This is a genomic window from Herpetosiphon sp., assembly GCF_003512625.1.
GTDB classification, from domain to species: Bacteria; Chloroflexota; Chloroflexia; order Chloroflexales; family Herpetosiphonaceae; genus Herpetosiphon; species Herpetosiphon aurantiacus.
Genome location: NZ_DOPT01000038.1, coordinates 19,545 through 32,099, shown reverse-complemented (window position 1 = coordinate 32,099; position 12,555 = coordinate 19,545). Strand labels below are relative to the sequence as shown.

General features: G+C 49.1%; 9 protein-coding genes. 1 reads left to right on the top strand and 8 read right to left on the bottom strand.

All coding sequences use genetic code 11. The features are described from left to right. Positions 1-1,114, bottom strand: a protein-coding gene (gene prfB / locus DEF47_RS08990) for a peptide chain release factor 2 (protein WP_287045094.1) whose coding sequence is annotated in 2 segments (ribosomal slippage) — positions 1-1,038 and positions 1,040-1,114 — 1,113 coding nt in all. Because the reading frame shifts where the segments join, the coding sequence is not laid out codon by codon here. Positions 1,115-1,469: 355 nt separating this feature from the next. Here prfB and DEF47_RS08985 point away from each other — a divergent pair. Next, on the top strand, positions 1,470-3,539 hold the full coding sequence (locus tag DEF47_RS08985) for a substrate-binding domain-containing protein (RefSeq protein ID WP_012189451.1): 2,070 nt from the start codon (positions 1,470-1,472) through the stop codon (positions 3,537-3,539). Positions 3,540-3,583: 44 nt separating this feature from the next. Here DEF47_RS08985 and DEF47_RS08980 read toward each other — a convergent pair whose 3' ends face one another. The 7 genes from DEF47_RS08980 to DEF47_RS08950 all read right to left on the bottom strand — a co-directional run bounded on the left by DEF47_RS08980 (position 3,584) and on the right by DEF47_RS08950 (position 12,467). Continuing rightward, positions 3,584-4,663, bottom strand: coding sequence for a glycoside hydrolase family 5 protein (locus DEF47_RS08980; RefSeq protein WP_012189450.1), 1,080 nt, complete (start codon positions 4,661-4,663; stop codon positions 3,584-3,586). 62 nt (positions 4,664-4,725) lie between these two features. Beyond that, positions 4,726-5,580 carry an ATP-binding cassette domain-containing protein gene (locus DEF47_RS08975; RefSeq protein WP_012189449.1) on the bottom strand — a complete coding sequence of 285 codons (855 nt, stop codon included), beginning with the start codon at positions 5,578-5,580 and terminating at the stop codon, positions 4,726-4,728. Next, positions 5,555-6,598, bottom strand: coding sequence for an ABC transporter ATP-binding protein (locus DEF47_RS08970; protein WP_012189448.1), 1,044 nt, complete (start codon positions 6,596-6,598; stop codon positions 5,555-5,557). Before DEF47_RS08970 ends, DEF47_RS08975 begins: the two co-directional genes overlap by 26 nt. After that, positions 6,598-7,491 (bottom strand): ABC transporter permease, encoded by an 894-nt coding sequence (locus DEF47_RS08965; protein ID WP_012189447.1) that lies wholly within the window; start codon positions 7,489-7,491, stop codon positions 6,598-6,600. The genes DEF47_RS08970 and DEF47_RS08965 overlap by 1 nt, the downstream gene beginning before the upstream one ends. Before the next feature lie 42 nt (positions 7,492-7,533). Then, positions 7,534-8,520, bottom strand: coding sequence for an ABC transporter permease (locus DEF47_RS08960; protein ID WP_012189446.1), 987 nt, complete (start codon positions 8,518-8,520; stop codon positions 7,534-7,536). A 150-nt stretch (positions 8,521-8,670) separates the two neighbouring features. Then, positions 8,671-10,743 (bottom strand): peptide ABC transporter substrate-binding protein, encoded by a 2,073-nt coding sequence (locus tag DEF47_RS08955; RefSeq protein WP_012189445.1) that lies wholly within the window; start codon positions 10,741-10,743, stop codon positions 8,671-8,673. Positions 10,744-11,501: 758 nt separating this feature from the next. After that, complete coding sequence (locus DEF47_RS08950) at positions 11,502-12,467, bottom strand: DUF4386 domain-containing protein (protein WP_012189444.1); 966 nt, start codon at positions 12,465-12,467, stop codon at positions 11,502-11,504. Positions 12,468-12,555: the final 88 nt, after the last annotated feature.

The window sequence follows — 12,555 nt, the reverse complement described above, 5'->3', positions numbered from 1 at the left end:
CTACTCTGTGCCTTCGGTTCTCCAGCGCAAGAAGGCATCGATAAATAAATCAATCTCGCCATCGAGCACTGCTTGGGTATTCGATGTTTCGACGTTGGTCCGATGATCTTTAACTCGCCGATCGTCAAGCACATACGAACGAATTTGATTGCCCCAAGCGGCATCGCGATGTTCGCCCTTGAGTTTGGCACGTTCAGCAACTTGGCGGGCTAGCTCACGTTCCAACAAACGCGCCCGCAACACATTCATCGCGGTTTCTTTATTTTGCAATTGCGAACGTTCATTTTGACAGGTTACGATAATTTCATCGGGCGTGCCACCACGATAAACCAAACGCACCGCTGAGTCAGTTGTATTAACACCTTGCCCACCATGGCCACCAGCCCGATAGACATCAACCCGCAGATCTTCAGGATTAATTTTGACTTCGGCGGCATCATCGACTTCGGGCAACACCTCAACCCGGGCAAACGAGGTATGGCGACGATGGTTGGCATCGAAAGGCGAAAGCCGAACTAAACGATGAATGCCAGCCTCGGCCTTGGCATAGCCATAAGCATAGGGGCCGCGCAATTCTAAGGTAGCACTTTTAATGCCTGCCTCTTCGCCGTCCATCATATCGACAATCGTGGTACGAAAACCCTGGCTTTCGCCCCAACGGCTATACATACGCAACAACATCTGCGCCCAATCCTGTGATTCGACTCCGCCAGCGCCCGATTGAATCGAGATAAAAGCATTGGTGCTATCGTATTTTTCGCCCAGCAAAATGCTCAATTCAAGCTGATCGACCGATTTGGTCAAGCCGTTGACCTCACGCTCAATTTGGCTGAGCGAATCAGCATCATCAGCCGAAAGTTGCAACAGATCGCGCAGGGTTGCCAAATCGACGGCTAAACTATCCCACATTTTCAATTCTTCTTGCATGCGAGCGAGTCGTTGCAAAATACTTTGGGCCTGTTGTGGATTATCCCACAAGCTTGGTTCGGCAGCCTGATGTTCTAAGTCATGCAATTCGGCTTGTTTGGCAGCCCAGTCAAAGCCGCCCCCTTAGCGCATCGAATCGCGCTTGCAACGAGTTTAGGGCCGCCCGAAGATCAATAAACTCTGTCATGAACGGTAGTTCCTCTAGGTAGTTAAACACAAGATCGAGTGGGTTTAGCACTCGATCTCATGATACTCGAAAGCGTTAATTTTGCGAAGGGTTTCGTTGATCAACCTGTGGGACTGCTCCTTGTAAAGCTAGGGAGTAAGCGCATGAAAGCGCCCCAGCAAATACACCATTAAACCTACAAGCTTGGCGACTGAATACCCATTGCCACGCCAAACAAGAACAGGCATAGTACAAATACAGACAATTAGCCCAGATTTTGCCAGAGAATCCCCTTGTCAGGGCCAATAATTAGTGCCATACTCAGCTAGATAGCTAGTTTCGGCTAGGTTGCTGTTGTTTTTCGAGGAGTTTGCATATGGCTAGCAGGCAGGCAATTGGTTTCATTGCACCATCACTCGCCGGCGAATTTATGACAGGCGTTATGGAAGGCATTTTGCAAAGCTTACGCAAGCATCAATACGATTTGATTGCGGTGCAAGGTGCTCCCCAACATCTGATCAACAACCAACTGGCCAAACAGCATATCAAAGCTTGGATTGTGATTATCGATCCGACTGGGTTAAATGAATTAGCGACCAACATGCCAGCCGTCGTCATTAGTGCCCCCAATGCTGGCGAGCGCTTTCCGCTGGTCATGCCCGATAACAACCAAAGTGCCCGGGCGATGGTCGAACACCTGATCGAGCATGGTCATAGCAAAATCGCCTTCGTTGGCAATTTTAATAATAGCGATATGCGCGATCGCTACACGGTATATTGCGATGTGCTCAACGAACATAGCATCACGCCTAACCCGGCTTGGGTGGTCGATGTTGGCGATTATACCGAGGGTCGCACCGAACATGCCTTCTACCCGCTGATTGCCAATGGGTTAAATTTTAGTGCCGTGGTCGCCGCCAACGATCAACAAGCAGTTGGGGTAATGATGGCCTTGGAAACTAAGGGTTATCGAGTGCCACACGATATGGCAGTTGTGGGCTTTGATGATGCCACTATTGCCCAACATGCCAACCCACCATTAACCACCGTGCGTCAACAACCCCAATTGCTTGGCAGCATCGCCGCCGATACTGTTATTGAGCTGATCGCAGGTAAACCGGTTTCAAACGCCCCAATCTATGTGCCAACCATCCCCATTTGGCGGCAATCGTGTGGCTGTAAAGATGTTTATACCGGAATTAAGACCAGTACAGTTGCGCCCAAACAGCAACATTGGGCCGATCAATTAGCCCAACGTATGCAGCAAGTGATCTATTATCCTGTGCCAATCGATCCCAATCTCAGTCTCAACGAGAGCAACCAAGGGATTCGCAGCCTGATTCAGGCACTTCAGGCTAAGGTTGAGGCCCAAAACGTTGAGGTCGATTATTTGGCGGCATGGTATGCAATTATCACGGTTAGCTCCAAATCGGATACGCTTTCGGTGCTGTATCAGGTGTTTGCTACTGCCGCTAATCAACAATTAGCTCAAATCGATCTGCCTGCCGATCAGATTAATGGCTTCTTGGCCACCGCCCATACAAGCTTGCTGCATACCGTGCTTGAGCTACAACGGAACGAAATTACTGGGCTTGATCGGTTGCTCGCTGCCAATCATGAGCTGAGCATGCTCCTCGTTTCAAATCAAAAACAACAAACTGGCAAATTAGCGTGGATGCAGCGCTTGCCGGTTTCGATCGCTTGTCTAGCGCTATGGGATGAGCAGAAACCAGGTTTTTTACGGCTTGCCAGCATTTATAGCAAAGATGGCTCGTCAACCATCAAAGCAGGCAGCCATTGTCACGGCAGCGAGTTTCCGCCAGCCGAATTTCTCGAGCAAGCTCGCCAATTGAATAGCAGCGGCTATGTTGCCTGTGTGCCGATCGTCACTGCCAGCCACGATTGGGGTATTTTGGCTTTTGGCCATGCTGATGTCCAAAAAACAATCGCTGATATTAATAGTTTGTATATTTGGGCTTCGATTTTGGGCAGTTCGCTCGAACATGAAGCGCTTGAGTCAACGCTTGACGCTGAACGCGAGGTTTTGCGCGGAGCAGTTGATCGTGAACATGCGTTATCCAAAACAATTTTAGAGCTTGGTTGCCCATTAATTCCTCTATTACCAGGTGTATTGTTAATTCCTTTAATTGGCAGCATCAACACCGAGCGTGCTCAGCAAATCACTGAAACCGTGCTGAATGGTATCAACGAACAACAGGCTAGTCGGGTGCTGCTCGATATTACCGGGGTTTCGATGGTCGATACTCACGTTGCTAGCTCACTCATGCAAATTGCTCGGGCGGCGATGTTGCTGGGAGCAAAGGTAGCCTTGGTTGGGGTGCGCCCCGATATCGCCCAAAGCATCGTCAGTTTGGGGATTAACCTCAATACCCTGGTTACCTACCCCAATTTGCGCACTGCGATTCAACAAATGGCAATGGTTTAAATGATCAAGCCGTAGCATGTTGATTGTGCTACGGCTTGATTAAATTATTGCTGTAAACCGAGGGCTTCGACCGTCAGCGCATCAATTTCACGCTGACCACTCAGTTGATTGACCACGCTAAATCCACCTGCATAATCCCACATCGTCCAGCCAATATTAAATTCTTCAAGCACGCTGCGCAGATCATGCAACCACGCCGCCCGATCTTCAGGCTTGCTTTTGAAGCGATAGACCCCAAATTCGTTGCAGGTCAAACGCACTTGATGCTGCTCAGCCCATGCCGCCGCTTGGCCAATCCACTCACGTAGCGTATCAATGTTCCAGCGTTCGTTGCCATAGTTAATTGCAGCATCACGCGCAACGTCGTCATCAATCGTCGCCACAATCGGGGCTAAGGCTTCGGGACTCGATGGATAGGGCAAATATTCGAGATACGGCCAGTAGGGTGCGCCCCAGGTTGCCGCCTGATGCGTAAAAGTATGCGGATCATAACAGTGGAAATTGTAGATAATATTCGGATCAGCCAATGGCTCAAGCTCTAACAACTCGGTAATGCTCGACCATTTATGGCCAGTTGCAATCAAGGTATGGTTGGGTGCGCCAGCCCGCATCGCCGCCAATAATTCGGCTTGGACAAAAGCCCATTGCTGAGCATCGGTCACGACTGGTTCGTTCAAGACCTCTAAAAAGAGCATTTCTGGATCACGCTGAGCCAAGTGAGCAGCCAAACGTTGCCAGAAACTAGCAAAGATTTTGACCAAGCTGGGCGAGCTAAACAAACGCTGCTTAAAATCGTCTTCGGGGTGTAAATCGACAATGACCGCCAAATCATGGGCCAACATCAAATCGATCACCCGATCAACTTCGGCCAAATAGCTAGGATTCAACTCGGTTGGATTGCTCTCATTCAGCAGCACAACTGGGTTGAGCGTAAAGCGCAAATGGCTACAACCAAGCTTGGCTAGCAGCGCAATATCGGCCTCGGTGTTGTACGTGCGCAAATGCTCCAAACTATATTGGTTGGTATAATCTTGGGCAAACCAATGGCTTAAATTAATGCCACGGGCTAGCTTGGCAAACCGTGTATCGCTAATCGCCGTTTTTGGGTTCGACAACGTTGTCATGATCATTCCTCACACACAAAAACACGAAGCAACTAAGGCTTCGTGTTTGTTCAATTAATCAATTAGGCTCCTGCTGCGTCTTCGTTCAGGCGCGGGCGTTTGAAACGCAAGCTATCGGAACGGGGAATTTTCGGCACACTATCGATCAAATTACGGGTATATTCCTGCTTGGGAGCACGGAAAATTTCCTCAACCGTATCATATTCGACGACTTTGCCATGGTACATGACGGCAATTTGGTCGCTCATATGCTCGACAACCGCCAAATTATGCGAAATAAACAAATAGGCTAGGCCCAATTGTTTTTGCAAATCTTGCAGCAAACGCAAAATCTGCGCCTGAATCGACACATCAAGCGCACTCACGGCTTCATCGCAAATCAACAATTTGGGATTCAAGGCCAAGGCGCGGGCAATGCCAATCCGTTGTTGCTGACCGCCCGAAAATTCAAATGGAAAAGCATTGGCAGCACCAACATCAAGCCCAACCAACTCTAATAATTCATGGACGCGCTTGGTGCGTTCGCGGGCCGTGCCAACATTGTGAATCAACATTGGATCTTCAATCGCACTATGCACGGTCATCATGGGGTTGAGGCTCGCCAGCGGATCTTGGAAAATCATCTGGATATCGCGGCGTTTGAGCCGTAAAGCTTTGTTGGACAACCCAGTAAAATCAATGCCATCGAAGAAAATTCGGCCTTTTTCGGGGTCGTACAAGCGAATGATACAGCGCGAAAGTGTCGATTTGCCCGACCCCGATTCACCGACGATCCCCAAGGTTTCGCCAGCATTGAGGGTAACCGAAACATCTTCGACAGCGGCAAAGCGGCTTTTATCGCGCATGAAATATTTGGAAACGCCCTCGACTTTGAGCAAGGGCTGGCCTGAATTAGGCGTGGATTGGTTGGGCGACATTGAGCATTACCTCCGCTGCTGCATCATCACCTTGTTGAGCAGCCTTGACCACAGCATCGGCGTGGAAACAAGCCACCAGGTGATTGGGTTCGACCGTAGTTAATTCGGGCTTGCGTTCTTGGCAAACGCTGCTTTTGAAGCGGCAGCGCGGCGCAAATGGGCAAGCTTTATGCACTTTTAAGGCACTTGGCGGGTTACCAGGAATTGGCTGGATGGCGGTTTTGCCGTGGCCAATCTCCATGGTGCTGTTGAGCAAACCCAAAGCATAGGGATGCGATGTGTGCTCAACCAAGCGATCAACAGTCGTCATTTCGACAATTTCGCCAGCATACATCACCGCCAAATTATCGCAGTAGTTGGTGGCCACGCCCAAATCGTGGGTAATAATAATCATGGCCATACCCGTTTCGTCCTGCAACGATTCGAGCAAATCAAGCACCTGAGCCTGCACCGTTACGTCAAGTGCGGTGGTTGGCTCATCGGCAATCAGCAATTTGGGCTTGAGTGCTAAGGCCAGCGCAATCATCACCCGTTGGCGCATGCCACCAGAAAATTGATAGGGATAATCGTTGAGCCGCTTGGCAGGCTGGGGAATCCCAACCCGATCGAGCAACTCAATTGCCCGTTCTTTGGCTTCGGCTGCCGAGTAAATTTTGCGCATGCGCATACTTTCGGTGATCTGCGCCCCAATTTTCATAATTGGGTTGAGGCTGGTCATTGGGTCTTGAAAGATTACCGCAATATCGCGACCGCGCACATCTTGCAGCTCACGCGGAGCCATTTTGACCAAATCAACCCCGTTGAACATCGCCGAACCACCAACCACGCGGCCAGTCCGACCAATCAAACCAAGCAACGAAAGCATCGTCACCGACTTGCCCGAGCCAGATTCACCGACAATTCCGAGGCTTTGGCCAGCTTCAAGCGTAAAATTAACCCCGTTGACTGCATGCACCACGCCACCAGGCCGCTTGAACTCGACTTTGAGATCCTTGACTTCCAATAATGGCGCACCCATTAGCGTTCCCCTTTCGTGTTGAAGATTTCTTGCAAGCCATCGCCAAACCACGTAAAGGCTAATAGCGTGATGCTAAACAAAAGGGTTGGCCAAACGGCTAAGTGCGGGAAGCCGCGCATTTTGCTAATCCCCAAGTTAATCAAGTTGCCCCACGATGGCTCTGGTGGTCGAATCCCAACCCCAATTACCGAAAGCCCAGCCTCGGCAACCATGGCATAGGGAATCCCAAAGCTCAGCGCCACCGCGATTGGGCCAAGAATGTTGGGCAACACATATTTGGTAATGATGTGCCATTCGCTCGCCCCCAGCGTGCGGGCGGCCTGCACATATTCCTGATTTTTCAACGAAAGCACTTGGCCACGAATCAACCGAGCATAGCCCGCCCAGTTAGTAATCGCCAACGCAATCACAATCGTGGTTACTTTTTGGCCGAGCGTCGTCGCCAAAATAATCGCCAACAAGGTCGAAGGAAACGAATTGAAAATCTCAACTAAGCGCATCAAAAAGGTGTCGGTTAAGCCACCGCGCATACCTGAGACCGAGCCAATCGCCGCCCCGATTATTAAGGATAGAATCGATGTGCCCAAGCCAACAATTGCCGCAGTGCGCACCGCATAAATAATCCGGCTCAATTGATCACGGCCAACATCATCAGTTCCAAACCAATAGGTACTGGAAGGCTTTTGCCACGTTGCAGCCAGATTCTGATCGTTATAGTGGTATGGGGCAATCCAAGGGGCAAAAATGGCTAGGATGACAAAGATAATGACTAAAACTAAGCCAACCAAAGCCATAGCATTGCGGCGATAGCGCCGCCAAAACACCTTGAGCAGCGATTCCGCTACCGGAAGCTCCTCTTGGGCTGTGGGTTGTGAAAGCTGATTAACTGCCATGATACAAGCTCTCCTTTGAGACTAGAGCGTGGAACAACCAAATTAGGCTTCGAGCTTAATCCGCGGATCAAGGATGCTATACAGGATGTCGGCTAATAAATTGGCCAACATAACCCCAAGGGCCAAAATAACCGTGCTGGTGATTACCAAGGGGTAATCGCGTGCACCCAGCGCGGTGGCAAACAATTGGCCAATCCCTGGAATCCGAAAAATATTTTCAATCCACACCGAGCCAACCAACGCATAGGCAATTTGCGGCGCAGTGGTTGTTACCACAGGAATCAAGGAGTTACGAAGGGCATGGCGCATAATCACCAAGCGCTCGGAGATACCTTTTGAGCGAGCAGTACGAATAAATTCTTGACTCATGGTTTCAGCAACTTGGTTGCGGGTAAAGCGGGCAATCCCAGCAATTGGCCCAAGTGCCAAGGTTAGCACTGGCAAAATCAATTGCTTGAAGGTTGGCACGGGTGTGGCCCAACCACCATTTGGTAGCACATTCCAAACTTGCCCCGCAAAAATCAGAATCAGCACAATTGCCAAAACATACACGGGCACGACTTGGCCGATCATCGAAAAGCCGGTCACGATATAGTCAATCCAAGTATTGCGGCGAAAACCAGCAATTACCCCGAGCGGAATCCCCACAATTAATGCGAGGCCAATCCCGAGGAAGACGATCAACAACGTGCGCGGCAAGCGTTCGCGCACCATATCTTGAATCAAAATACTTGGGCTTTGAAACGAGGGGCCAAAATCGAAGGTAACAGCATTTTTGGTGTAAGTCCAAATTTGCATATAGAGTGGTTTATCGAGGCCATAGCGTTCATCAAAGAGCGCCTTTTGAATTTTGAAGGTCTCGCTGTTGCTATTGGCCAGCGTGGTCATTGCGGCCACCGCTCGCTGGACATCCATAAAATTGCCTGGGGCTTTGGCGAGCAGCGTATAGGAGATTGCAATAATCACCACCAGCGAAACTGCCATCATCGCCAAGCGTTTGATTAAGAAGAAGATAAAATTGACGCGCATAACGACCCTACCATTACTAAATGACAAGTATCAACAGTGCATTCCATCATGGCAGAGCCGGCGATCAAAGCGTGCAGCCGTATGTCAGTCAGAATGCGTGCAGTGGGGCAACTGGCGGGCGTTGATCAACACCCGCCAGTCTGGCCAAACTTATTCAGTCCACTGTAAATATTGATATTGGAAGATCCCGCCCCACGAGAGTTTGTTGATCACAATGCCTGAGAGTCGTGGATCGGTTGCGTAGTACAACTTGTCGTAGTAGATGGGGATCATCCAAGCTGAGTCGATTGCCAATTGTTGAATTTCGGGCAAGGTTTGCCAAGCGTCATCGAGCGTTTGGCCAGCCAGTTTGATCATCAAGCGTTGGGCTTGTTTGTTTTCTTCGGTACGATAATCATACCACGTTGCGTCTTGTTCTTCCTTCAAGACCAACAACAAGCCATCTTTGTAGGCAGTCAGCTTTTCAGCATCATCTTTAGCAGCAGTAAAGCGTTCGTTGATTGCATCCCATTGATCTTTGAAGCTGGGAGCTTCAGGAGCTTTAGCTGAAATTTTAGCCATTTCTGGCTCTTCAATTTTACTGATAGCTTGGCGCTTAGTCCAAGCAGCTTCAGCACGAGCGGTCAAATCAGCCCAATCGCCAACGGCTTCGGTGCTGCTGACAGCATCGATTTGGGTTTGGTATTCAGCGAACTTAGCCATCCCACCTTCTTTGAAGTCCATGAAGTACCAAATATGGTTGGTAGCCAAGGTCAAGTCGAGTGGTTGGAACCAGTTCATTGGGCCGCCAAGGGTCGCAAAGCCTGGTTGAATATCTTTGTTATAGTTCGACCATTGGATGTTTGAGTAAACTGGACCTTCGTTGTTTTGAATCACAACCTTCACGCCCAAATTATCTTGCCACATCTTGGCGACGGCTTCAATCCAAGGCATTTGTGGGTCGTTTGATGGTGGCGCGTAGAAGGTCAATTCAGGGAAGCCAGCACCATCGGGATAGCCAGCTTCGGCCAGCAATTGCTTGGCTTTAGCGACATCATAGCTTAAGCTCTTAACTTTATCCTTGACCCGTACGTCGCTGTTGAAGGTATCGGTTGGGACTGCCAAGCCCTTCAAAATTTGGTCGGTGATAGCTTTTTTGTCGATTGACAACGCGAAGGCTTGGCGCACCCGCACATCTTGCAATGGGCCAGCATTCAATGAACGATTGTATTGAATACCCTTCCAAACGATTGGGTTTTCTTCGCTCTTGATGTTGTCTTTGATGTCGGGGTTGCCTTGAGCGTAGGCCAATTGGCTAGCATCTTCAAGGAAGGTGAATTGAATTTCTTGGTTTTCAAAGGCTTGCAAGCGAGCATTAGCATCGGCGTAAGGCCGCAACACGATCGTGCCAACGTTGCCAGTGCCTTCGCCAACATAATTGGGGTTGCGCTTGAGCACAATATCGCCGCCGCTGACCCACGATTCAACAATGTATGGGCCGTTATAGACCGCATTCTTGGGGTCAAACCAATCGCTAGGGTTGGCTTCCAAGCTCTTGGCATTGATTGGCATGGCGTTCATAACTGGCAAGAAGTTGATAAATGCAGCGTTTGGTTGGCTCAAGGTCACTTCGATCGTGTAATCGTCGATCAATTTGAAGCCGACTTCATCGACACCAACTGCGCCAGCCTTGAAGGCATAACCATTTTTGACATAGCCCATCATGCCTGCCCACATTGGAGCATCTTTTAATTCTGGGCCAGCTGCTCGAACCCAAGCAGCATAGAAATCTTTAGCGGTAACGGGGTCGCCATTCGACCATTTTTTGTCTTTACGCAGTTTGATCGTCCAAACGAGGTTGTCGGCTGAAGGAGTAGCGCTTTCGGCAATTTTTGGCACGATGTTCAATTGTTGATCGTAGCCATATAAGCCTTCGAACACAACGCCTTGTGAGACAAACAATTGAGCTGACCAGTAGGCATGGTCAAGACTGGTAATGCCACCTTGTTGGAATGGTAAGGTTACCGTCACATCTTTAACATCTGTACTGCCAGTTGTCGGCTGGGAATCAGTGCCGGCGGTTGGAGCGGTAGTTGTTGCTGAAGAATCGCTAGCAGTAGTTGGTTGGGTTGAGTCGGTCGCGGTGGTTGCAGTTGAGGCGGCATCGCCACAGGCTGCTAAGAGTGGCAAGACGAGAATCAGGAGCGCAATCAAGCTCCACAGGGTTTTTGGCTTCTTTACCATGGGAATTTCCTCTTCTTTGAGCAAATTGAATCCAAAACGACGTACTACAATGTCAAGCGTTTGGGTTACGATTTGATCGTCGATGAGCCTCCTTAGCTAGAGACAATCAAGCTTGATCATCCTCACAAGCCTGCCCAACCGAGAAGCTAGCTAGATAGTTGCTTCTGATGCCGTTGTCGAAGCAAGCCGGTGCATGCTGGGTGTTACATGCCGGACATTTGGGAGATTAATTACTTTTTTTAGTAAAGAAAATAAGTTCCCTGGAGGCTATTGCAGTTCTATTGCTAGCGATAGACCGGTCTCTCACTCCGATAAACGCCGATTTAGCACTGCCATAGTCGCTAAATGTCCCGCAAACTTGAAATTCACTGAAGAATTATTGAAATTTGTGCTTATTATAGGAGAATCTCTCTAAATGTCAAGTATGTTTTTTACTAAAAGTTTTAGAAAAAATATTTGAAGCCGATTCTTTAGTTTTAGATCAATCTTCCAATTGGGCACCGTTAGAACCGTCTCCAGCTACGGCTGCGTAGCGCGACCAAATTCCTTATCGAAACTGCGATTGCCCTAGGCGACAATCAGACTAGGTGTTAGTCCAGTGGCAAGGGCTAGTATGCTCAATATAACGACCTCGGATTGGGATACTAGGTGGTTCTGAAACCAAACCAATACCAATCCGAGGTCGTTATGTAAATTCTATTGGTTATGCAGCGCATCCAAAACTGTAACAACAAGAAAACTTATCGGATGCTTGTATTTTAGTGGTTGCTGAGCACAAATTGGCTCGAACTAGATTGCTTGATCGTTGGGTTGGCGTTGAACCCTTTGATAATCAACCAGATTGCCAAGCTCATTTCGGTCAGCGCAACCGGAATTGCCAGAATTGCACCCCAGGTCGAAAGTTGTTCGATCACCCCAAATAGCTCCAACAAGGCCGCCAAAAACACCGTGTTTGAGCCAATCAGCCCAATAATCGCGATTGGACGTGGAATCAGGCGAGTGCGATAGAAAATATAGCTATACATAATTGTGTTGAGGCCAAGCATAAAATTCGGGCCGATGATGAACGTCCAATCGTGGATGGCAATTAATGCAGTGCCGACCACGCGATAGCTTTGCTCATCAGGAGCGGTGGCGCTACTAAATTCACGGCTTAGCGTCAATAATGCCAACATGCTCACGATGCCGATTGTGATTACAACCGCCTCTAAGAAGCGAAAACACAAGTGAGCCAAGGCCATGCGCTCGCTATATTGGCGTAAGATCGGAAACATGGTTACGGCTGTCCCAACGGCGGTAACAACTAAGCCTAATTCCATCAAAGCAGCAAACACAATTTGGTTGCCATTGGCCGCACCAGCAACTAAATAATCGCTTTGGTTGAGCAATGGCCCGTACATAATCAAGCCAACAATCGAGGTTACGGCGGCCAAAATAAAGTAAATTCCAATCAGGATGGCGTTACGACGCTGGTTTTGCATAGCATGTGCTCCTTCTGTAGGCAGGATCGATTGGTTCAGTGGCACGACGGCAATCAATGGCAAGCCTAAATCGCGAATTTTGCGCAAGATCCGATATAACGCTGCTTGATCAACAATTTCACCTATGAGCAGCGTATCGCCTTGAGCGGTTTGGCTGATGGCTAAGCCCTCGAACCATTCAGCCCAGCGCTGGTCAAGTTGACCTTTGATCTGAATTTGATAGCTGTTGCTTTGATTTGCCATTTATTCGCTCGCTTGATTGGGTCGTGCCATAACTGCCAGCAGCATATAATTTGGCGGGCAGCCTGTCATACCTCAAACGAGTTATTCA

What these genes read in the sequence shown, in the direction of transcription:
- DEF47_RS08985 (WP_012189451.1), top strand. Translation starts at nt 1,470, where the DNA reads ATGGCTAGCAGGCAGGCAATTGGTTTCATTGCACCATCACTCGCCGGC.
- DEF47_RS08980 (WP_012189450.1), bottom strand. Translation starts at nt 4,663, where the DNA reads ATGACAACGTTGTCGAACCCAAAAACGGCGATTAGCGATACACGGTTT.
- DEF47_RS08975 (WP_012189449.1), bottom strand. Translation starts at nt 5,580, where the DNA reads ATGTCGCCCAACCAATCCACGCCTAATTCAGGCCAGCCCTTGCTCAAA.
- DEF47_RS08970 (WP_012189448.1), bottom strand. Translation starts at nt 6,598, where the DNA reads ATGGGTGCGCCATTATTGGAAGTCAAGGATCTCAAAGTCGAGTTCAAG.
- DEF47_RS08965 (WP_012189447.1), bottom strand. Translation starts at nt 7,491, where the DNA reads ATGGCAGTTAATCAGCTTTCACAACCCACAGCCCAAGAGGAGCTTCCG.
- DEF47_RS08960 (WP_012189446.1), bottom strand. Translation starts at nt 8,520, where the DNA reads ATGCGCGTCAATTTTATCTTCTTCTTAATCAAACGCTTGGCGATGATG.
- DEF47_RS08955 (WP_012189445.1), bottom strand. Translation starts at nt 10,743, where the DNA reads ATGGTAAAGAAGCCAAAAACCCTGTGGAGCTTGATTGCGCTCCTGATT.
- DEF47_RS08950 (WP_012189444.1), bottom strand. Translation starts at nt 12,467, where the DNA reads ATGGCAAATCAAAGCAACAGCTATCAAATTCAGATCAAAGGTCAACTT.